Below are 18,441 nucleotides of genomic sequence, written 5' to 3'. Positions count from 1 at the left end.
ACCCTGCATGATCGGCGAAGTCCGCGAGTTCGTGCAGGGCATGAAGGTTTATTGGAATTTTAAAAGCCTGGGCGGCAGGGCAGCGCAAAGCATCCCAGCCATTGTGAAAAAGGTCATGCTCACGCGCATTCGGATCGAGTTCATGGCCTGGGAAGCGGGCGGATGGGTGGCGCGCACACGCACCATTGCCATTACAAATGTGTCCCCGCGTGATGCCCTGGTACCCAGGATTGATCAAGCGGGCAGCGGTGTAAAATCAACCCCCGCCTACTGACTATCTGCCCAACGAAAGCCCGCTCTCAGGTGTGTGCACCCGATGCTTGGCTCGCTCCTGCTGAGGCACATCCACCGCAATACCCCGACCACCCTCGTAACTGACGTCGTACGGCTGGCCGACTTTCGGCTCACCCTTGAACAGACTCCGAGCGTGCTTCACGATGCCATCGTCGGAAAATTGCCACACGTGTCGATCGTTGACATGCACGATCGCACTGGAAAATGCAGCCGATTCCCGCGTTTGGGTTGGGTCTTTGGCATCGGCAAGCTGGTAGATACCCCTTGGCAAACCTGCCTCCGGCTTAACCTCCAGGCACACCCACTGGCCGTCGATGACCATCTCAATCTGGCGACTGCCATTCAATACACAGATCTTGAGCGAGCGCTCAGGCTTCATCAGCACCGAAGGGAAATACCCTTTCATAACCACCTCATTTCTTGTTTTTCTTTGATTGTACCGGTTGATGTGGCAATAAATCTATTAATCGTCGAGATCGTCGCTATACCCAATGGCATCAGTTCCAGAATCCGGGTCGTTCTCAGTGCAGACACCCTTGCGAACCAGCCTGGCCAGCGCTTGGCGCTCGTGAAAACGCGCCCGTGAGTTGACAAACTTCTTGGCGCCGCACTTGTCCCTGGCGATCCCGCGCTTGCCGTTGGTGTGGCTGGTGCACGTTGCATACGCAGTGACTTCCCTGTCGGAAAGCTCCAGGCGGCGTGAGTTGCCACCAACAATGTAGCGAGCGAAGACAGCCCTGGGGTCGCGGGTTTCTTTAAAATTGCGTCGATGATTGGTTTTCATGTACCACCTTCAAACGTATGTGTTGAACCAGGTTACGAAACGCCGCCAGCGGCTGTGATCCTGGGGTGCTGGCGCGGGCGGCGACTGGGTAGGCTCGGCTGGTCGCGGCAATGCCTGTTTGGGGCCGTAGCGCTCCTCCCGCCAGGGGTTGCCGATGTCATGGTAGCCACGCTGCTCCCAATAGCCAGGGATCTTCTCCTGCAAAAATTCAATGCGCCTCAGCCATTTCGGCGACTTCCAGAAGTACAGGGAGGGGATGACCAGGCGATAGGGCCCGCCATGCTCCGTGCTGATCGGGGCGCCATCGTAGGTGTGTGCGAGCATGGACTGTGATGCCAGCAGATCAGACAGGCGAACGTTGACCGTGTAGTCATCTTCGCAGTGCAGGAGGACGTAGGGGGCGCGCTCATCGATCCCAAGGCCTGCGACCAGGTCGGTCAGGAGGACACCCTCCCATTGGCTGTCCAGCCGTGTCCAGCTGGTGACACAATGGATATCGGCGCTGATCCTCGACTGAGGGAGGCTGGCGATCGCCTGGTGATCGAGCACCCTGGGCTGCCTGACGCACCCCTCCAGTGCCAACGTCCACGCCTCGATCGCGATCTCGGGCTGTACTCCCAAATCCAGCACAGGCAAGCCTTTCACCAGGCCTTGCCCCGGTGGAATGCGCGAATTTCCCGGCTGGGCCTTATCGCCCGTGAGGAAGCGGCCTTCCTCGGCAAATTTCAGTTTGGCGGCAATCAGCTTCCCAGGATCTTTCACGGCGATGTTCTCCCAAACCCGCAGGGCCGAGGCCCTCATTCAAAATGACGAGGCGACGCACAGTCCTGGCCAACCTTCTGACAGAGGTTTGTTCCCGCAGGCCTTCAAGTGAAACGCTATTGTCGCCTCAATCCCGCCACGGGTAAATGCCTTATCGGCTATTCGGGTTAAACATATATTGACCGATTAAGAAATTGTCCCCATGATGTGCGCCACTGACGCCGAAGCCTATGCCGACAAGATGCACTACATCCCGGAGCAGCTCGTCCAGCTTCGTGCGATCGACAAGTACAGCGAGGCCTGTGCCAAGTCGACCTGCCAATGGCGCCATGCCGGTGACCCTGCCTGCTGCGAAGTGAGTGCGACAGGCCTGGCAGTTGCTGCCAGGCAGTAGGTTGTCTTAGGGCCTGGTGCATAAGTGTCCGCAGGCCCTTTCCGGCATAAAGGCAATATTCCGCTTAACCGATAATCGTGAACCCAAGGAGCATCCATGAACCTGATCAAAACCCTGCCACTGGTCTTCGGCCTCATGGTCGGCTTCGCCCATGCGGAACCGAACAAGGTAGTCATCGCGATCGACGCCCCAGGTTTTTCCTCGGCACTGACAACCCAAGTCGGTCGTTCGGCCACGGTCAGCTCGGGCGAATTGCAATCTACTCCCCACCAGGCGCTCTGCATCACCATGGACGTGAACCCTGCCGAGGGCCCGGACAAGCTTTCGGTCGTGATGAATACGGTCAGTGCGACCACGGTGACAGTTCTACCCACCAATACTGACGCCACCGGGGTCAGGGCTTACGTCGGGTTCATGCAACAGGCGGTCAAAGACCAGAAGGTGGCCGACGCCAGCAAAGACTGTACGTCGCCCACAGGCATGACCAGCTCGACCACCAGGAGCATGTTTGTGGAGTTTGCCTGGGGGGTACCGAAAAAGATCGACCTGCTCGATGGCCAATCCCTGACCATCACGATCAACAACCCAGAAGCTGCAGGTTAGTAACAGGGGCTCACGGTGCCAGCCCCTTGTCTCGCGCCTGACCTGGCATTCAAGCTTCTTCAGGCGCCGAGGTATCAGCGGCGGCGGTGGCCTTCAAATGAGCCTGAGCCATTTTCACCAGGCTCACCTGATAGGCGACTGCAATGGCGGCGAAGCCGAGGGTAATGATCAGCGAACTGACCACGTCGAACGAGAAAAATCCAAGCCCCTCACTGAGTTTTGAGGTGATCCGTACCAGGTGCATGCCAGCAAAGTATGCCAGCAGCAAGGGGATAGCCACTTGGGCTTTGGGTTTCTGGTATTGGTTTGATCTTGCCATGACTTGCTCCGGTGCTGTGAAACGCCAGTTTTTAGTCGAACTGGCGTCTTGTCGTTGGAATACCCAGAGGGTTCAGGCGCCAGCTTTTTCCGAGGGAATCTGATCCTGGGTGTGTTCATTGGCTTCGGCTGGAATTGCCCTGCGCATTTTTGATAGGTAGGCCACACCTAAGCATGCGAACCCCAGTGAAATTAGCAAGTTGCCAGCCACTTCGGTCGAGAGGAGATTTTGGCCCTCGTGGATGAAAGTGGCGGTTTTGACCAGGTTGACACCCGCACAGGCAATCCACACCAGGCCAAATACACCGTCGGCGTTCCAGCGTTTTTTTGTTGTTTTCATTTCATGTTTCCAGTTGTTGTTATTGTGGATTCAGGAGCAGACGACCCGAGGGCCGGGGTACTCGGCCAGGGCCTTGTCCAGGCGGTCTTGGGCGTTGCAGTGGGTGCAGGCCTTATCGGCTCGGGGTTGGCATTTGCCATGGGGGCGCTTGATGTCATACAGATCCTGCATCACCCCGTGATACAGCGCCGACTCCTCGCGCAACCGCTCGACATTCACGGCGCGTTGCACGCGAAGCTCGCGCTGCGGCTGTTCAAGGGAAATGATCATGGTGCGATGAATCGACCCCAGTTTCCAGGTGTGCAGATGTGCCTCTTGCGCATTCAGGAAGGGGCCATAGGCGCATACGCCGGTCTCCCACAGGCTGCCCTCGATGATGAGTGCCCTCGGGCTGTGCGCAAGCTCCTGTCGACGCTCAGGCGTCTCCAGCGCATACTGCGCCGCGACCTCGCTGGCCAGGGTCGTATCGAGGACAAGCGCCAGGTGACCGTTTTGGGCCAGCGCCTCGTCACTCGGCGTATCGCGGGTGAACCCAAGCAGCCTGATCCCCTGGCCAAACGCTTCTGGCCGCTGAAAAATGGCGTAGTGGTGCAGGGCGGGCATGTGGTCGCCAGGGCAGTCGGCATGTTCCAGCACGGCTTTGCCGGCTGGGCTGCTTGTCACTGTCGTCGCGCCTTGGGATTGTGGTGCTGCCAATGCCTCGGACTGGACGTTGATCGCAAAAACGGTGACCGGCTCTGCTCCAAAATGCGGATGCGTCAGCGTGATCACGCGAAAGCCTCTCCAAGGCAGTTGTAGCCGCCTTGTGGCGTCATCGCGGCGTGGGTAGCCTCGCGTCAGCTCGATGCACGAATAGTCGCGGCCTTCCAGGCGCTTGCGCCAATAGGGCGTGACCAGGCGATACTCTTCCAGCTTGGTGCCGGACTTGATCGCGTCGAAGTATTCGCCCTTGAGGGCCAGGGTCAACGTGGTCATGACTGGCTATCAACCTCGCGGCAGCCTGCAAAGGGATGGGTTTTCATCATTCATCCGAACAGATCCGGCGTCACACCCGGCGCGGGCTTCTCGTCTTGTGCAGACGGAGCGGCGGCGTTGGTCTCAGGCGTGTTTCGATTGGCCCGCCAGGCCGTGGCTTCTTCAGGGGTTCCCAGGCGACCCGTGGCCCGGCGCATGGCGCACATGGCACCGGCTTCGGCCCAGGTGATCGCCACTGCACCGTTTTTGATGGCAATGGCTTTTTTGCTTTGGGCGATGTCGTAATGACTGTGATGGCGGGGTGGTGCCTGATGCCAACGCCGGGCTACGCCAATCGCGTCCGCCATCGCATGCAGCTCTTCGTCGCTGTCTGCAATCATGTGGCACATCACCATGTTCCCAAACTTGGCTTTCATATCGTCAACGTAGACGGTCATAGAACAATCCCTTCGGGTGCTGTCTGGTTGGCTGGACATCCAGGACGGCGAGCCGCAGGGCAAATCCGTCCATCAGAGCTGCCAATATAGCACATAAGGTGTCGATAGGCGCGGCCCTGTTGCCCTCTCAGCGGCAGGATCGATGCAATGCGAGCCAGCATTGAGTCCGCCTTGTTATCCATCTCGACTATAGTGATAATTGGTGCATCGGAAATACCAACCAGTTCCCCGACCGCCTGGTGCCTCATGAAAATTTCGACCTTGATCTTGGGCCTGACCTTGGCCTGCTCCGCACTGTTCGCGCAGGCTGGTGATAAGCCGGCGCCGATCGAACTGCCTGCTATCCACATCACGGCGCCAGCGCCCGATCCGACAGAAGCACTCCAGGCCAACGATGCTGAGCTTGCAGCTGATCAAGCGGTCGAGCAACCTGCACCCGACGGGAAGGCCAGCAAACCGATCATCTATTGAGAAGTGATGGCGCCTGTGAAGTCGCTCCATGCGCTATCAACGGGCTTCTGAGGTCATGCTCCGGGCTTGCCCTGCGCAGGCTTGTGCGCCTGGCGCGGCATGCTGCCATCGGCATGAGCCCATTGGATCGCTGAAAACACTGGGGCAGTAACTCCTTAAATGATATATTGGGCTGAAGCCCAAAGAGGAGACCGCTATGCTCGGCCCCATTACAGCTCAGCGACGCAAAAGAAAGCATGAACGCACCCTGTCCCTGCTTTCAACCATTCAGCAGCATTACCCGCTGGCTTTCCCGCCCAAGAACACCACCCCGGTGTACCCCCTGAACCCTGGCATTGAAAAGGAACTCAAGCACGGCCTGGCCATCCGGCAGATTGAAGCCTCCGAGGATGAAATTCAGCTGGTACTGGCCCACTGGTGTGGCCAGAAGTTCTACCTGAAGGCCTTTGAAAACCAGGCTTTCCGCGTTGACCTGACGGGGTTCGAGACCTGCCCACTCAGGCAGGAGGAAAAAGACCGAGCCTTTGAACGCAAAAAATTGCTCCTGAAGAAGAGGGCACAGGCATGAGCTGTAGCTTGGATGACGTCAACCTGATCATTGTGCACCAGGGGCAGAAGCGCTATTGGGCAGGGGTCAAGACCTGTGGCCACGTCTTGATGGACGAGCGCCTGGGGCTGTGGGCAGAGAACCCAGAGCCGGATCTCTCGTGGATCTCCAGGTCGACCTGGGGGGGAAATGCTGGAGGCCATTGAGTCGCCTTTGGCGGAGCCAGTGTATGGCAGCATCACGGTGGATTTCGATGCCAAACACATCATTGATCGCTCAGGCTTCGGCCATTTTTTCGACATGAACCTGTCCTGGTTGGCCATGACCTGGCGATTCCCCCGCGAAGCCCCGGTTACCAAGAAATCCCTGCGTGGACATTTGCGAGCAGGGCGTGTGCAGCTGATCGAAGCGTGCGACTTGCGTGATGCTTGCCCGACTGGCGAAGTTTTTCCCACCACTCTACCGAAGGCCCAGGCGTTTGCCGAGCACAAACTGGATATTGGTTCCTGGTATGCCAGATTCAATCTACCGGAGGGGTGGACGTACTTCGCAGATGCCGAGGATGACAGCGTCGCGGGCTAAAGCCCAAGATCCAGGGCCAGCGCCTCGGCTGCCAGGTCGCCTTGCATGTGCTGCACGAAGCGGGGCTCTCGGGTCAGCTTGTAGAGCTTGAGCAGGGTCGCGTCATTGAAGGGGCTTGGATCAAGGCTGGCAAGGTCGTGGCGCATAAGCAGTGTCCCGCACCAGGCGTGGTGCAGCTCACGCCACGACGTTTCCTTGAGGGATCCAGGAATCCGATCCAAATACAGCCCTACGGCCTGCTCTGCTGGCACCGCCAGGCCATCCATGCGTTGGCCAGATAGCGCGCTTACAACAGCGCGTTCGAGCTGCACACCCAGATCAAGCAGCATGTCCTGGTACTCCCTGAACAAGGGGAAGCCGTGTTTCATTCGAAAGAGGGTGTGGTAGTTGTATTTGAAGGTGAGAATGTTTTTGAAGGCGATCGTAGCTACTTCCTCATCGATCCAAGCATGGGCCAGTACAGAATCTCTAAACTGCATGATCCCGTCGCGCCGAACCTCAACCGCTGAGAGCGGACTACGCAGAATCAGGTTGTCCAGGCGGCGCAGGGCACACGCTACTTCGTCAATGCTGTTCACTTGAAGCTCCTTTGGCTTAGTACTCACATTGTATTGATGCCCCGGTGTTCCGCGCAAAGAGCATCATAACCAAAAAACGAAACGGCAGTTTCGTTTTCAAGAGTTTCCGCTGAGCTTGCGAAGAAACGAAGCCGGAGCTTAGTTTTTGCATTGCTCCTGCTGTATGTGCACCGCCTTGAAATCTGATTCTGCATGCACCAGCTCGATTGAAAGAATATCATCCGTAAGTACCGCCGTGATGTCCCGGATGGGCAGGGCAGCAGTGTACTTGATGATGGCATTGCCCAGTCGATAAGTGCGCTGTTTGTTGTTTCGATGACCCGCCCCCATCAACATGCTGGAGATTCGCATGGTGTGAAACGCATGCATTTCATATGCTTTGGGCGAAATAGACCCTTTCAGCATATCAGCCTGATCGTAGCCTGGCAGGGTCATCAAATAGTCAGATAGCTGTTTGCGCGCCGTCTCAGACATCACTTTGTTCTGGCTCAACGACACAAAGGAGTCAAGACTCATTGAGTTGGCGTAGTTTTCCTCATCCAACACAAACATCCATTTATCCCTCAACTCCACCAAGGAGAAATGGAAAGGTCGCGCCATGGCGAGTGCTTGCGCAATCCATGCTTCGTGCCCACCTCCCATGTGCTTCTGCCAGGTCTCCGCCAGAGCGTCAAGCTCGCTCGAAGAACAATCCTTCCAGCGCAGATCTGCAAATTTCTTAAAGATATCGGCGTGAAATTCAGCTTTTATCCCGGACAGGAACAATTCCATATTTCCGATCAGATGTGCATGGCTATAAGGCTGAATGTTGAGGATCACCGTGTTGTCATTATGGGTCAGCCTCACTTCATTCAAATCAAGATCACCCAGTCGGTAGCTGAGTTGCGTCTTATTCCCCGAGCTTATAGCTGTAAATGCATCAGAGAAGGGATAAGCCTGCTGGTTTCGAATGTTGAAATCGCTATTCATGCTGACCTTCCTTAATGAATTCACATAATGCGCTGAATGTGAAACCGGCACTGCGCGCAGTGCCTGTATGCTCTTGGCTACAACAAATTTACTGGCTGTCGAGCTGTTTGACGTTCACCGTTTTTACGCCTGTTTCAGAGTGGCCCAGTTCGATGGTCAACACGCCATCAGAAAGGGTCGCGGTGACTTCACGAATAGCCTTGGCAGAGGCGTACTCGATTTCGGCATTGCCCATGCGGTAGGTTCGAGCCCTGCCCTTATTGCCGGTGCTTGCCACCAAGTGCATGAACTGCATTACCAAATAGCCGAAATGCTCATAGGCCTTGGGAGAGATGCTTCCATTGAGTGCATCATCCTCATTATAGCCGGGCAAGTTTATCAGCCAGGTGCGCAACATTTCGCGTGCATGCTCGCTCAACATGCGGTTGTGCGCTAATTCGACAAAGCTGTCGAGGTTAAGGTGTTTCCGATAGGACTCAACATTGAGAACAAGCTCGCCCTTATCCCGCAGCTCAATCAGGGCGGTATGAAGCGGCCTGGCCATGCCGAAGGCGCGAAGTGACCACTGGTCGCTTTCTCCAGCCTGTTCATTCTGGCTTAACAGCCAGGTTCTTACCCAGAGGTTCAGGTCATCAACCGAGCAGATGCTCCAACGCAGATGTGCGAGTTTTTCGGCATGATCCTGACGGTTTTCTGGCCTGATCTCTTGCAGATACATTTTAAGGTTTTCGATCAAGTATCCCTTGGAAAACGGATTGATCGTGAGGAACACCTTGCTGTCATCGTGTCTGACCACAACCTCGCTGTGATCAACGTCTCCCAGGGGGATTTTCAGGCGGGTTGTGTTGCCCAGGGCGTGCACAGCAAACCGATCCGCCAGAGGATCTGTTTCGTAATCCCGGAGGGAGAAGGGCTTCTTGGTGCCAGCGACCTCATCAAACAGATCAACTACTGCCGTGGTGAGCAGCTCAAAACCTTTGCCTGCCTTGTAAAATGCATCGCGAATTGGGGACTTATTCATGGAAAAATCTCTCTTGTTTTTATGAGGGGATGTTTGAACGTGTGCCCAGCATCATCAGATCGCGACCCGTGGGTTGCTGGTGAACGGCTAGGCCGAATTCTGGCATGATTGCCAATATATGGTCAAAGATATCAGCCTGGATCTTCTCATACTCCGTCCAGACGGAAGTGTTGGTGAAGGCATAGATCTCAATGGGAAGTCCATGTGGTGTTGGATTCATGTGCCGGCACATGAGGGTGCGATCTTGGTGGATCCCAGGGTGGTTGCGCAGGTACAGCTCCAGGTACGCCCGGAAGCTGCCCAGGTTGGTGATCCTGCGGGTATTGACCAGCTCGCGGCTATCGGCGGGCAGGTTTTGATTCCAAAGCTCCAGCTCGGTCTCCTTGGCCTTCAGGTAATCCTTGAGCAGGCCGAAGCGGCTGAGGTTGGCTTTTTCCGCCTCATCCATGAAATGCACGGTGGATTGATCGATGTAAAAGGCTTTTTTGATCCTGCGGCTATTGGACTGGGTCATCTGGCGATACGACACGAAGCTTTCTGTGATCAATTTATTTATGGGTATGCTAGAAATTGAGAGATCGTAATTCTCCACTCGCACTGTATGTAAAGCAATATCGATGACCACGCCATCGGCATTGAATTGATCCATTTTAATCCAGTCGCCGAGCTTCACCATTCCCCCGGCATTGATCTGCACCGCCGCTACGGTTGAAAGAATGGTGCCCTGGAAAATCAATAGCAGCACGGCAGCGAGGGCACCCAGGCCTGACAAGAGAATCAGTGGCGATCGGTCTACCAGGGTCGCGATGCAGAGGATCAGGGTGACGATGGCCAATAGCAGGCGGATGACCTGGATATAGCCCTTCATCGACCGGAACTTGGCCGAGGGGCGCTTTTGGTACAGGGCGTGGGCCATGTCCAGCAAGCCTGAGAGGAACAGGGCGAAGCACAGGATGATAAAGGCGCTACAGACGTTGTTGGTGACCGTCACGGCGGCGCTGGGAAGCCCAGGGATAAAACCCACGCCGGTTGCCAGGATCCAGGCGGGCACCACGTTGGAGAGGTGCGAGATGACCTTGTGGGGCAGGCCTCGGCTGTTGGATTCAAACACGGTCAGGTGCAATACGTGGCTGATGCCCCGCACGATGACACCCTTGAGTGCGAGGTTGGCCAGCCAGGCGCCCAGCAAGAGCAGGGCACAGAGGGCTGCCGTATAGGCCAGTGGGTAGTCTTGCAACCAGGTGATACAGGCGGAAAGGTGATCGTACAGCGGCAGTGCTGAGAGGGTTGTCATGGCTGTCTTGGATTTTCGTTATCAATATACGCTATAGACAACAATTCTATCCAAATGGTCACGGCGTAGATAGGGCTATCTATTGATACGCTCGGCGAGATTTCGGGGCATGTATGTCATCGATTGCCAGCAGTCTGGCAGCGCGAACCGGCGGAAGATGCGATTGCGCAGACCAGCCATGCCCCTTGCATCAGAGCGACACAGACTAATGAAGGTGAGTGGGCAGTTGATGACTTTGGCAAAGTCAGCCCTAAGAGAGGGTTCCACGCGCAGATCTGCAAACACGCACGCGATCACGATCTCGCTCACGGTGCTGTTCTCAAGGATCTCCAGGATCTGGGCACGGACTGCAGCGCAATCACCGATCACCACTTGCCAAACTACAACACAGCCCAGGGCGGAGACACCGGGATCGACATAGCGATGCACCACGTTCGTAAATGACTGACCCAAGGTGACGTACTGCTTCATCCAGTACACCAGCAGACCTTCTGTGCTGGCCGGCGCCAAGCGATCCAGCAGCAGATCGGCTTCTTCAGCCAACAATGACCATGTTGTAGGCGTGCAGTGATCATGGATCCTCTTGTTCAGCGCCGCGATGGCCAGTGACAGTGCACCCGCTGCATCCTCGCACTCGGGGTTGGCCAGCGCCTGGATAACCTCATACAGAGACAGCGTCGACATGGACTTAATGCAGCTGGCTTCTGGTAGGCGAGCCTTCCTGGGCCGGAACATGCAGCCGGGCCATGATCTGGTCGATATGCGCCATATGCAATTCAGTGACGAAGACGTCCAGGTCGATGTTGTGCAGGCGGAACACGGCTGCTGACTCGTCGCCCAGGTTTAGGTGGTGGCAATACAGGTGATGCTTGAACTCGGCAGGAGAGGCAGCCTTGAGGTGCTCAACCGTTTCGGCAAACTGCTCGATCCAGGCCTGGGTTTCGGCGTACTTTTCCGGCGAATACCCTTCTGCGTCCTGCCCGAATCGGTAGCGGCTTTCCTTCAGCGAGTCTTGCAGTAAGCACAGCGTGCTGTACACCGCCTCGTCGGAGGCAGCATCGAGCGATTGCTGGATCTGCTCGCAGATCAGTTCAGGCGCGGCACTGAGGCGCTTGAAGCGCTCATAGCACGCTGAGAAGTCTGCAGGCGCATCGTCGGTCGGGATGAAGACCTGGATGTTTCGGTGCTGCCCAGCATGAAGAATGATGCCAGAGAACGCCTTTTGTTCATCATCGTAGAGCATATGCATGAGTCAGTCCCCGAATGAGAGTTCGGCCAATATAGAGATAAAGCTTTCGGATCGCAAGGGGCCGGCGCGGTCTGTTTGCCAAGCGATCACCTTCCGCCATAAACTGAAATCAAAAAGAGCTTCAATATCCATGAAAATCAAGAACCCATCCCGGTTTCTCGCCACTGCGGCATTCGTCGCGTGTGCCAGTCTGGGCCTTGCTGCCCCCAGTTTTGCCGAGCAGGCTTCGGTCAACCCAGATGCGCCAACCAGCCTTCAAGCGAGCATCGGTGAGCTTCCGCTTCTCAACGGGGTCAACCTGGAAGGACGTTCAGTGCGAATGGTCAACGAGCAGGACTTGCCCGCCACGCTGCGCCAGGCGATTCGCCAACAATCCGGGGGCGGCGCCATGCGCTTGAACACTAAGGACAACAACATTCTGTGTAGCGTGACTGTGCAGGCGCACGCGGATGCACCGGGTATGCCCGGCACGGTGTACTACAAGCTGTCCTACCAGAATGAAGAGAATGTGCTGGTCGATCGCAACGTCTATGACTTCTACATGGCAGCGCACGAGCTGAGCCACTGCTTCAACCATGCAAGCCAGGCGTCCAACAGGCAGTTGATCGCCTTACAGAACAGCCCCAATTTTGCGGCCTATGCCCCCATCCTGCACCTGCTGGACTCCTCAATCCGCGAGACCTATGCAGACTTTTCTGCGGCGCTGCTGGGCGCCAGCAAGACCGGGGACTGGAGTGTGTTCAGCAAGGCCGTCATGCCGTTTCGCGCCAGCCTGCCCGACCTGAAGCACCTGACCCTCAATGCCACGGCCAATCTCGTTAACGGCATAGACCCCAAGACCCTCAAAGGCATGAGCTTCGAACAGGTTAACACCCTGGCGAACAAGCATTTCAAGCTGCGCTTCATGAATGCTGCAGGCGAGATTGACATGCGCAGTGCCGGTGTCTTGGATGTTATCTCAGAACTGGCCTACACAGGCGAGCGGCTGAGAATCCTCTCTTCGATCGATATCTATAAGAACGATGCGACCTTGTTCCTCAACACCTCAAACCTGGTTCGTGGCTTTGGCGAGGCGGTGTACACCAAGCCGATTGCGCGGGCCGACGACTTTGCGTTTATCTCGGCGCTTCATGTGGTGGATGCTAGGCAGATGGGCCGCTTTTCAAAAGAGGGGCGCAACAATACCCGCGATGGTCGTCAGCTGGCGCTGGAGTTTGGCGCAGCCATGGTCACCAAGGAGCGATTGGAAAGGGCGGTCGATGAGTACTTCAGCAAGGTGCTTTTCAAGCAGCCCAGCCAGATCGATCGCTATGTCGAGAGCGTCCAGAGCTGGAGCAAGCGCACAACAGCTCCGGGTGCCGAACGCCTGTTGGGGGCAAAGCTTGAAGACTTCATTGCCGAGAACGTGCGTTTTGACGACAGGGCCCCAGCGCAGACCAGCAGAGCAGGGCTTGAGGCGCGCATTCAGGAGCGCTTGGGGGCCGTCAGAAGCGGGGCAGGCACAGGCCTGCAGACTGACGTTCAACAGATGCCGGCTCAGGCCGTACAACAGCGCAACTCCCAGGCGTATAGTGCTGACCATGATCGTTGACTGAGCAAACACCCATGAGCAGGGCGTGTATTCCAATCACCTGACCTGAACAGGACTGCTATAGTAGCTGAGCGCCACGTCTGGCCCGAGCAATGCTGGAAAAGACAGGCCAAATTCAGCCAAAGAGCAGACAGGAAGTCGAATCATGAGCGTTGAAGCCGCCCCCTTAGCCCTTGAAACGGTCACTGCGCCCCAAAGGGTGGTCTCGACAATGCACTGCGCTCGGGATGTGCTCACCGGCAGCCACTACCCGAACTACCTCGATCGTTTCATTGAGAATCACCCCGACCCTTTGAGCAGCGCCTGCAGTCGAGGCGACAATGTCCTGCTCAAGCAGCTGCTCAATCACGGGGTTCATCCAGCCCAAGATACTCAAGATCCACTGATCATTGCCGCAGCCATGCGAAACCAGGCGGGCGTGGCGCTGTTGCTTCAACATGGTGCCAATCCTAATCTTCGAAGTCGATCGGGTTTGCGCGGGCCTGTTCACGCGGCGATTGGCAAAGATCCGCAATGGGCGCTTCAGATCCGCCTTAACCCTATCTGGAGGGCGGAGGCCAGGCGACTGCCCGCAGACCGACTGAGCGCCGATTTTGAGCGTGCCGAGCGCGATATCATTCGTTTGCTCGCCCATGCCGGGGCTGACCTGAACAATGACCTTGGGGGCTTCGAAACCCCGCTGCACGTGGCCATCCTGGATTCGAATATCGCGATGCAGGCACTGCTACTTCGACTGGGTGCCAACCTCGATATCCCCAACTACCGGGGTGCCACGGCCAGGCACCTTCTGGGCCCGGAGCTGACCCGGATGCTGATTGACCTGGCCATTGGCTGAAGCAACCACGCAATGCATTTAAGGGCCCCAGAGAAGGCCGCAGTCAGGTGCTTCAGCGTTTGCTTGCAGCCTGAACAAATCGAATTCCGGACAGGCAGGTCGTTATGCTACCCCATGGGGGCTGGCCCCTGGCTACAATGCCAGCTCACCCTCCAGCAGCTCTGCCAGAAGGGGCTCTGACAGCCTTCCCAGATCCATCTCCAGGCAACCACTCAGGTGAAGCATGAAGGATTGGCCGAGGCTCAGTTGAACGTTTTCGAACGCCTGGGGATTGTTCCGATACTCGCGCTCCAGCAGCATGTGGTACACCGCCTGTCTCTCATGCCGCTGGCTGGTTTTGGGGGAATGCCATGCAGCAAGGACAAAGACTGGGGGCATCCTGGCGCCCAATTTCAGTAGGGTGCCAATCTCAAAGGGGGTGTCGACTGGCGTCTTGTGGCCCGTGGCAACTTCCAGCCAGACATCGCGGAACTCCCGGCGCAGCCAGGGAATTGTGTCGCGTTTCGTGGTGGCCCGGCTGAGCACTTCCTTGTGTTGCGCCCACAAGGATTCTTGCAAGGGCGTGCACATACCCTGAGCCATCCACGGGATCATGAGAGCCACCCGTCGATTCCGGTACAACTCGAACAGAAGGCGTGGCGTCTCAATGGGGATCAAGCCGTCAGCCACATTGATCCACGTGGGTCGACCGGTTTCTATCACATGGATTTTTTCTGTTCGAAAATGCTCAAGGGCAGTCATTTTCTACGCTCTGGCTTTGATTGGGATGAACACGATGGTGGCAACAGGGATTCAGGTAGACGGTATCGACACCTATCAATATATGCAATAATCGAGCATATAAATTTACCTCCCAGGGAATCACCATGAAGCTCGTTATCCCCCGCCTGAAGGCCGATCAGCTCGCTCTGACCAAAAAGTGGACATTTAACCTGCACCATGAGGAGCGTAACGCCTCCCTCGGCGCGCACCTGAATATCGCGGCAGAGAAATTCCACTGGATCACCAAGGACAACCTTGCCACCCAAGTCACCTTGCCCAAAGGCACGGTCATGACGGTCGATCGCTACTACATCCGACAGGGGAACGAGCAGTTTGACTCGATCACCTTCCTGGTGCATGAGATCGAGGGCAAGGTGCTGAAGAAGAAGCTGCGCTTCTGGGTGAAGCTCGATGAAGCGTTGACGCTGGATTTCAAATACCTCTGAGCGGTACCGGGCTGTCGGATAATCCTTGTTCTCTGAGTAGCCCACACCTCCTCAGAGCGCCAGGTCGATCTCCAGGGCCTGGGCGATCTCTTGTTCGCGCATGTGTTGCTTGCACTGATCCCAGCCAAAGATCTTGAAGAACTTGAGTGCTCGCTGACTGTCCAGGTGATGCAGCAGGGTGGGGTGCTCGCCGATCGGCATGAAGTAGCTTTTCACGTAGCTTCCCATGCCCTTCAGATTCAGTCCGCCTAGGTAGCGCAGAGCCATGGCCGGGTCTTTGTCAATCAGCAGGTCGAGCCAGTCGATTTTGGAGGGCAATCGATCCACAGTCCGATAGCTGTCGCCGATATTCACCTGCCGTGTTTTGGCCATGATGCCATCGGGGTGATTGGCGGCGATGCTCTCCAGTGAAACGCGCTGGATCTCCCTGAGGAAATAGCCGTCCCTCAGGCATTCGAGCAAAAGCGCAAACATTCGCTGGCCATCCTCATCCTGCAGTTGCTTGGCATCCATGGAGGTAATGGGCACCAGGCTGAAAAGGTGCTCAATGAGTGCGCGATCCAGGCGTTTATCGCCCTGGTTGCGCTCCTGCACATCCTGGTATCCAATCCTTCCCAGCAGCCAGTCCAGGGCCGTCTCGTACCGATCAGCGATGCTTGGATGAACTGTGCCGTCGTCTTGCAAGGGCGGGGTAACATTAGACAATTTCATGCTGGTGTCTCATAGTCCCAAATCGCTTTCAAGTTGGCGCACGTACAAGGCGTCACATGCCTTGGCAATCTGCGCGTCGAGTTTGGCCAAAATCAGGCCGTCCGCCATGCGTTCACTGGTGCAGGCAAACGCGTTGACCGTGGCCGCGATGTGCTGGCGCAGCGTAGGCTCGGCCTTCCACAACCTGTTCGCGATCTTGGCCATCATGGTGGGCTGATCCTGCTCGGGGATGTCGAAGCCCGCCCACTGGCTACCCGGTTTGGACAGGTGCAGGTACAGCGCGGCCTGGGCGAATCGCTTGCTGCCGGCAGAGGATTGCGTCAGGGTCGCCATTACCGTGTCCTCCATGGGATGACCGAGTTCCTCCATCACCACGAAATGCTCCATGACCATCGGCCAGCTTCGCTGTGCCACGGCATATCGCGCACACAAGCCGTCCAGTCCAAGTCGCTTGAAGAACTGGGCCATACCCAGAGCCAGTGGATCATCGATCAGGAATTTGAAGTTGAGCCCGGCAAGCAGTTTTTCATGGTGGTCGCACACGAAGGCTTCCAACGCCATCCGCACCGGCTCGTCGCACGCAAGGCTAAGCTCGTATGTCCAGCGACAAAGCTGCTGGGTGAAGTCTTTCGGGTAGGTGCCGACGTCGAACCCCATGTACTTTTTGGCCAACTGGAGAAACAACTGGTGCTCATTGTGCTGCACCAGCTGGGGGATGAAGCGATACAGTGAGAAGTCGCGCAGGTGCAGGTGCTGCTTGACCAGTAGCGGGAAAAATACGCCAGGATTCGCGACACTGTGCAACGTCGATTGGTATTTCAGGTATTGATCATCCAGATCACACCCAACAGTCTCCATCAACAGACGGGTTGTCCTGGCTGGAATGCCCTGGGTGAAGTACAGCTTCTGTAATTGCTCCAGGTGCCCCACGCCCAGCAGCTCTGACTCGCTGCGAAACAAGCGGGCATGAGCATGGGCCGCCTTGAGAGTGACGAGCAGAGCCTCGATGACTTCTGGGCCCACTTCATGAGGTTGCATGGCCAGGATCTTGTTCAACTGCCCAGTGGCTTTATCGATCAGCTGGTTCACAGCCCAAGCTCCTCCTGCAGGCGCGATTCGGGGAAGCCGGGTATGCCCATCAAGTATTCCAGCGGGTAGAGGTTTCGAATCTCCTTGATTACCTCCTCTTCAACCTTGATATGGCTTGCCACGTACTGTCGCATGAACTCGGCACGCTTGCTCTCGATGTCAGGCTGAGCCTTGTGCCGCTCAAAGGCTTCTTGAACGATCACTGCCTGGGCTTTCAGGTTTTCCACCCGGCCCTGACCGTCCCCAAAGGCACAGACTTTTGGCGGAGGGGCAAACCAGCAGTCCCTTCCATGAATCTTATTCATCGCCTCAACTGCATCGTCACTGTCGAATACCCACCGGTTTTCCTGATCCTGAATGAAATACTCGACAAACGCGGCGAAGGTGCCCAAGCTTTTGGTGCTCTGGCTGAGCGAGGCGAGCATCCAGAGCGACAGTTTGGTATCAAACGCCTGCTCTGCCAGCATGAGCTCATCCCTGTTTTCGAGACCTTCGCGGCTGTGCAAATACAAGTCCAGTGCCAGCTTGGGCAGCCCCAGTTGCGCCAGTTCACGCAGGGCGGGTCTGTCGGAGGCCCGCAGGCACGGCTCTCGGCGATTGCTGGTACTTAGCGACCATTCACAAATTTCTTCGATGCGCGGGGCCATGCGCTCCAGGAACTGCCTGAAGAAGAGGTCTCGACCACCCTTGATGAGCAGCGCCACCACCTGATTGTCGAACGAAAAGGGGCTGTCGTGCAGGTCTTCGTCGTGAAGCAGCCCTTCGATCAGCTTGGCGGCGAGTTGGTGATTGTTGTGCGTCAGCAGCGTGTCAATGAGTTCGAGTGAGCGCACGAGCCTGGGGGCGGCCTCACTGCGCACTTCAACTTCATCGACCAGGTGCTTGGCCCGAAAGAAACCATTCTTGAGGATGTTGTCGACCAGCTTGTTGTCTGAGCCCGAGTGATCATGCAGCAGGAATGGCGCAGCCAGCCAGGGCTCAAGTGGGCAATGCTCCGCCACAAAGGCGCGATACAGGCGCTCTTTACCCAGGCCACTGTACTTCTTGGCAAAGGTGTAAACGGGCTCACGTAGGGTCTGCAGGTGCTCCTGGGCGAAGAGGGCCGCCTGGTGGTGGCCGGTTGAGAAGGCCTGGTTCATGTGTTGGGTGTATTGCTGCGCGTTCTCTCGTGCAGATTTCCAATCGCGATCGATGAGATTGGTGAGGATCACGCTCATCTGGTTGCGAAAGTGTTGTTTGGTGAATGCCGGCTGAGTCATCGGAGATCTCCTTCAATAAATCATTAAAGCATGGCCTCCCAGCGTGTTGCCAGCTGCGTTCGTGCTGCATGGACGCTGGCAAGGCGCATCTGCCAGAATAAGGCAATGCAACCGGCACAGACCTACTCGA

27 protein-coding genes are annotated in these 18,441 nt (G+C 56.6%); 10 read left to right on the top strand and 17 right to left on the bottom strand.

What is annotated here, in order from left to right; translation table 11 throughout:
* Positions 1-7 precede the first annotated feature (7 nt).
* The gene (locus tag ACLCGK_RS01475) at positions 8-274 is read left to right on the top strand and encodes a hypothetical protein (protein ID WP_410950994.1); all 267 of its coding nucleotides are present in this window, start codon (positions 8-10) and stop codon (positions 272-274) included.
* Here the strand turns inward: ACLCGK_RS01475 and ACLCGK_RS01470 are convergent, their stop codons facing one another.
* From ACLCGK_RS01470 to ACLCGK_RS01460, 3 genes are read right to left on the bottom strand one after another with little or no spacing between them, the layout of a single operon-like run.
* The gene (locus ACLCGK_RS01470) at positions 275-700 is read right to left on the bottom strand and encodes a KfrB domain-containing protein (RefSeq protein WP_410950993.1); all 426 of its coding nucleotides are present in this window, start codon (positions 698-700) and stop codon (positions 275-277) included.
* 57 nt (positions 701-757) lie between these two features.
* Positions 758-1,078 (bottom strand): hypothetical protein, encoded by a 321-nt coding sequence (locus tag ACLCGK_RS01465; RefSeq protein ID WP_410950992.1) that lies wholly within the window; start codon positions 1,076-1,078, stop codon positions 758-760.
* A gap of 9 nt (positions 1,079-1,087) precedes the next feature.
* Entirely contained in the window at positions 1,088-1,840 is a 753-nt protein-coding gene (locus ACLCGK_RS01460; protein ID WP_410950991.1) for a sulfite oxidase-like oxidoreductase, read from the bottom strand.
* Positions 1,841-2,042: 202 nt separating this feature from the next.
* On the opposite strand from ACLCGK_RS01460, the gene ACLCGK_RS01455 reads away from it, so the two are divergent.
* Complete coding sequence (locus ACLCGK_RS01455; protein ID WP_410950990.1) at positions 2,043-2,234, top strand: hypothetical protein; 192 nt, start codon at positions 2,043-2,045, stop codon at positions 2,232-2,234.
* 96 nt (positions 2,235-2,330) lie between these two features.
* Positions 2,331-2,837: a hypothetical protein gene (locus tag ACLCGK_RS01450; RefSeq protein ID WP_410950989.1), complete on the top strand. Its 507-nt coding sequence runs from the start codon at positions 2,331-2,333 to the stop codon at positions 2,835-2,837.
* Positions 2,838-2,886: 49 nt separating this feature from the next.
* Here ACLCGK_RS01450 and ACLCGK_RS01445 read toward each other — a convergent pair whose 3' ends face one another.
* The 4 genes from ACLCGK_RS01445 to ACLCGK_RS01430 form a co-directional block, all read right to left on the bottom strand.
* The gene (locus ACLCGK_RS01445; protein ID WP_410950988.1) at positions 2,887-3,156 is read right to left on the bottom strand and encodes a hypothetical protein; all 270 of its coding nucleotides are present in this window, start codon (positions 3,154-3,156) and stop codon (positions 2,887-2,889) included.
* Positions 3,157-3,228: 72 nt separating this feature from the next.
* Positions 3,229-3,495, bottom strand: a complete 267-nt coding sequence (locus ACLCGK_RS01440; protein ID WP_410950987.1) for a hypothetical protein — start codon at positions 3,493-3,495, stop codon at positions 3,229-3,231.
* Positions 3,496-3,525: 30 nt separating this feature from the next.
* A complete protein-coding gene (locus tag ACLCGK_RS01435; protein WP_410950986.1) occupies positions 3,526-4,470 on the bottom strand; it encodes a hypothetical protein in 945 nt (314 codons plus the stop codon).
* 50 nt (positions 4,471-4,520) lie between these two features.
* Positions 4,521-4,907: a DUF4031 domain-containing protein gene (locus ACLCGK_RS01430; protein ID WP_410950985.1), complete on the bottom strand. Its 387-nt coding sequence runs from the start codon at positions 4,905-4,907 to the stop codon at positions 4,521-4,523.
* A 246-nt stretch (positions 4,908-5,153) separates the two neighbouring features.
* Between ACLCGK_RS01430 and ACLCGK_RS01425 the strand changes: the two genes are divergently transcribed.
* The 4 genes from ACLCGK_RS01425 to ACLCGK_RS01410 all read left to right on the top strand — a co-directional run bounded on the left by ACLCGK_RS01425 (position 5,154) and on the right by ACLCGK_RS01410 (position 6,507).
* A complete protein-coding gene (locus ACLCGK_RS01425) occupies positions 5,154-5,378 on the top strand; it encodes a hypothetical protein (protein ID WP_410950984.1) in 225 nt (74 codons plus the stop codon).
* A 196-nt stretch (positions 5,379-5,574) separates the two neighbouring features.
* A complete protein-coding gene (locus ACLCGK_RS01420; protein WP_410950983.1) occupies positions 5,575-5,946 on the top strand; it encodes a ProQ/FINO family protein in 372 nt (123 codons plus the stop codon).
* On the top strand, positions 5,943-6,131 hold the full coding sequence (locus ACLCGK_RS01415; RefSeq protein WP_410950982.1) for a hypothetical protein: 189 nt from the start codon (positions 5,943-5,945) through the stop codon (positions 6,129-6,131). Before ACLCGK_RS01420 ends, ACLCGK_RS01415 begins: the two co-directional genes overlap by 4 nt.
* A complete protein-coding gene (locus ACLCGK_RS01410) occupies positions 6,115-6,507 on the top strand; it encodes a hypothetical protein (protein WP_410950981.1) in 393 nt (130 codons plus the stop codon). Before ACLCGK_RS01415 ends, ACLCGK_RS01410 begins: the two co-directional genes overlap by 17 nt.
* Here ACLCGK_RS01410 and ACLCGK_RS01405 read toward each other — a convergent pair.
* The 6 genes from ACLCGK_RS01405 to ACLCGK_RS01380 all read right to left on the bottom strand — a co-directional run bounded on the left by ACLCGK_RS01405 (position 6,504) and on the right by ACLCGK_RS01380 (position 11,618).
* Positions 6,504-7,085: a hypothetical protein gene (locus ACLCGK_RS01405; RefSeq protein ID WP_410950980.1), complete on the bottom strand. Its 582-nt coding sequence runs from the start codon at positions 7,083-7,085 to the stop codon at positions 6,504-6,506. The genes ACLCGK_RS01410 and ACLCGK_RS01405 overlap by 4 nt on opposite strands.
* 138 nt (positions 7,086-7,223) lie before the next feature.
* Complete coding sequence (locus ACLCGK_RS01400; RefSeq protein WP_410950979.1) at positions 7,224-8,054, bottom strand: hypothetical protein; 831 nt, start codon at positions 8,052-8,054, stop codon at positions 7,224-7,226.
* An 88-nt stretch (positions 8,055-8,142) separates the two neighbouring features.
* On the bottom strand, positions 8,143-9,075 hold the full coding sequence (locus tag ACLCGK_RS01395; RefSeq protein WP_410950978.1) for a hypothetical protein: 933 nt from the start codon (positions 9,073-9,075) through the stop codon (positions 8,143-8,145).
* Positions 9,076-9,094: 19 nt separating this feature from the next.
* Positions 9,095-10,369, bottom strand: a complete 1,275-nt coding sequence (locus ACLCGK_RS01390; protein WP_410950977.1) for a mechanosensitive ion channel family protein — start codon at positions 10,367-10,369, stop codon at positions 9,095-9,097.
* Positions 10,370-10,444: 75 nt separating this feature from the next.
* A complete protein-coding gene (locus tag ACLCGK_RS01385; RefSeq protein WP_410950976.1) occupies positions 10,445-11,053 on the bottom strand; it encodes a hypothetical protein in 609 nt (202 codons plus the stop codon).
* A gap of 4 nt (positions 11,054-11,057) precedes the next feature.
* Complete coding sequence (locus ACLCGK_RS01380) at positions 11,058-11,618, bottom strand: hypothetical protein (RefSeq protein ID WP_410950975.1); 561 nt, start codon at positions 11,616-11,618, stop codon at positions 11,058-11,060.
* Positions 11,619-11,748: 130 nt separating this feature from the next.
* Between ACLCGK_RS01380 and ACLCGK_RS01375 the strand changes: the two genes are divergently transcribed.
* Complete coding sequence (locus ACLCGK_RS01375) at positions 11,749-13,209, top strand: hypothetical protein (protein ID WP_410950974.1); 1,461 nt, start codon at positions 11,749-11,751, stop codon at positions 13,207-13,209.
* A gap of 145 nt (positions 13,210-13,354) precedes the next feature.
* Positions 13,355-14,044, top strand: coding sequence for an ankyrin repeat domain-containing protein (locus ACLCGK_RS01370; protein ID WP_410950973.1), 690 nt, complete (start codon positions 13,355-13,357; stop codon positions 14,042-14,044).
* A gap of 132 nt (positions 14,045-14,176) precedes the next feature.
* On the opposite strand, the gene ACLCGK_RS01365 is transcribed toward ACLCGK_RS01370, so the two are convergent.
* The gene (locus ACLCGK_RS01365; protein ID WP_410950972.1) at positions 14,177-14,785 is read right to left on the bottom strand and encodes a hypothetical protein; all 609 of its coding nucleotides are present in this window, start codon (positions 14,783-14,785) and stop codon (positions 14,177-14,179) included.
* Between the two features lie 125 nt (positions 14,786-14,910).
* Between ACLCGK_RS01365 and ACLCGK_RS01360 the strand changes: the two genes are divergently transcribed.
* Positions 14,911-15,252: a hypothetical protein gene (locus ACLCGK_RS01360; RefSeq protein ID WP_410950971.1), complete on the top strand. Its 342-nt coding sequence runs from the start codon at positions 14,911-14,913 to the stop codon at positions 15,250-15,252.
* 51 nt (positions 15,253-15,303) lie between these two features.
* On the opposite strand, the gene ACLCGK_RS01355 is transcribed toward ACLCGK_RS01360, so the two are convergent.
* Genes ACLCGK_RS01355 through ACLCGK_RS01345 form a run of 3 tightly spaced genes read right to left on the bottom strand, consistent with a single transcriptional unit; the run spans position 15,304 to position 18,311 of the window.
* Positions 15,304-15,936 (bottom strand): hypothetical protein, encoded by a 633-nt coding sequence (locus tag ACLCGK_RS01355; RefSeq protein WP_410950970.1) that lies wholly within the window; start codon positions 15,934-15,936, stop codon positions 15,304-15,306.
* Positions 15,937-15,972: 36 nt separating this feature from the next.
* Positions 15,973-17,052, bottom strand: a complete 1,080-nt coding sequence (locus tag ACLCGK_RS01350; protein ID WP_410950969.1) for a hypothetical protein — start codon at positions 17,050-17,052, stop codon at positions 15,973-15,975.
* Positions 17,049-18,311 (bottom strand): hypothetical protein, encoded by a 1,263-nt coding sequence (locus ACLCGK_RS01345; protein ID WP_410950968.1) that lies wholly within the window; start codon positions 18,309-18,311, stop codon positions 17,049-17,051. Before ACLCGK_RS01345 ends, ACLCGK_RS01350 begins: the two co-directional genes overlap by 4 nt.
* Positions 18,312-18,441 lie beyond the last annotated feature (130 nt).

This window comes from Pseudomonas sp. S1(2024) (genome assembly GCF_046557535.1).
Note: the sequence above shows the minus strand (reverse complement) of the source record. Positions and strands in the feature narration are given on the sequence as shown.

What these genes read in the sequence shown, in the direction of transcription:
- ACLCGK_RS01430 (WP_410950985.1), bottom strand. Translation starts at nt 4,907, where the DNA reads ATGACCGTCTACGTTGACGATATGAAAGCCAAGTTTGGGAACATGGTG.
- ACLCGK_RS01395 (WP_410950978.1), bottom strand. Translation starts at nt 9,075, where the DNA reads ATGAATAAGTCCCCAATTCGCGATGCATTTTACAAGGCAGGCAAAGGT.
- ACLCGK_RS01420 (WP_410950983.1), top strand. Translation starts at nt 5,575, where the DNA reads ATGCTCGGCCCCATTACAGCTCAGCGACGCAAAAGAAAGCATGAACGC.
- ACLCGK_RS01370 (WP_410950973.1), top strand. Translation starts at nt 13,355, where the DNA reads ATGAGCGTTGAAGCCGCCCCCTTAGCCCTTGAAACGGTCACTGCGCCC.
- ACLCGK_RS01470 (WP_410950993.1), bottom strand. Translation starts at nt 700, where the DNA reads ATGAAAGGGTATTTCCCTTCGGTGCTGATGAAGCCTGAGCGCTCGCTC.
- ACLCGK_RS01435 (WP_410950986.1), bottom strand. Translation starts at nt 4,470, where the DNA reads ATGACCACGTTGACCCTGGCCCTCAAGGGCGAATACTTCGACGCGATC.
- ACLCGK_RS01365 (WP_410950972.1), bottom strand. Translation starts at nt 14,785, where the DNA reads ATGACTGCCCTTGAGCATTTTCGAACAGAAAAAATCCATGTGATAGAA.
- ACLCGK_RS01390 (WP_410950977.1), bottom strand. Translation starts at nt 10,369, where the DNA reads ATGACAACCCTCTCAGCACTGCCGCTGTACGATCACCTTTCCGCCTGT.
- ACLCGK_RS01375 (WP_410950974.1), top strand. Translation starts at nt 11,749, where the DNA reads ATGAAAATCAAGAACCCATCCCGGTTTCTCGCCACTGCGGCATTCGTC.
- ACLCGK_RS01415 (WP_410950982.1), top strand. Translation starts at nt 5,943, where the DNA reads ATGAGCTGTAGCTTGGATGACGTCAACCTGATCATTGTGCACCAGGGG.
- ACLCGK_RS01445 (WP_410950988.1), bottom strand. Translation starts at nt 3,156, where the DNA reads ATGGCAAGATCAAACCAATACCAGAAACCCAAAGCCCAAGTGGCTATC.
- ACLCGK_RS01475 (WP_410950994.1), top strand. Translation starts at nt 8, where the DNA reads ATGATCGGCGAAGTCCGCGAGTTCGTGCAGGGCATGAAGGTTTATTGG.
- ACLCGK_RS01380 (WP_410950975.1), bottom strand. Translation starts at nt 11,618, where the DNA reads ATGCATATGCTCTACGATGATGAACAAAAGGCGTTCTCTGGCATCATT.
- ACLCGK_RS01455 (WP_410950990.1), top strand. Translation starts at nt 2,043, where the DNA reads ATGATGTGCGCCACTGACGCCGAAGCCTATGCCGACAAGATGCACTAC.
- ACLCGK_RS01345 (WP_410950968.1), bottom strand. Translation starts at nt 18,311, where the DNA reads ATGACTCAGCCGGCATTCACCAAACAACACTTTCGCAACCAGATGAGC.
- ACLCGK_RS01360 (WP_410950971.1), top strand. Translation starts at nt 14,911, where the DNA reads ATGAAGCTCGTTATCCCCCGCCTGAAGGCCGATCAGCTCGCTCTGACC.
- ACLCGK_RS01410 (WP_410950981.1), top strand. Translation starts at nt 6,115, where the DNA reads ATGCTGGAGGCCATTGAGTCGCCTTTGGCGGAGCCAGTGTATGGCAGC.
- ACLCGK_RS01385 (WP_410950976.1), bottom strand. Translation starts at nt 11,053, where the DNA reads ATGTCGACGCTGTCTCTGTATGAGGTTATCCAGGCGCTGGCCAACCCC.
- ACLCGK_RS01440 (WP_410950987.1), bottom strand. Translation starts at nt 3,495, where the DNA reads ATGAAAACAACAAAAAAACGCTGGAACGCCGACGGTGTATTTGGCCTG.
- ACLCGK_RS01450 (WP_410950989.1), top strand. Translation starts at nt 2,331, where the DNA reads ATGAACCTGATCAAAACCCTGCCACTGGTCTTCGGCCTCATGGTCGGC.
- ACLCGK_RS01465 (WP_410950992.1), bottom strand. Translation starts at nt 1,078, where the DNA reads ATGAAAACCAATCATCGACGCAATTTTAAAGAAACCCGCGACCCCAGG.
- ACLCGK_RS01400 (WP_410950979.1), bottom strand. Translation starts at nt 8,054, where the DNA reads ATGAATAGCGATTTCAACATTCGAAACCAGCAGGCTTATCCCTTCTCT.
- ACLCGK_RS01425 (WP_410950984.1), top strand. Translation starts at nt 5,154, where the DNA reads ATGAAAATTTCGACCTTGATCTTGGGCCTGACCTTGGCCTGCTCCGCA.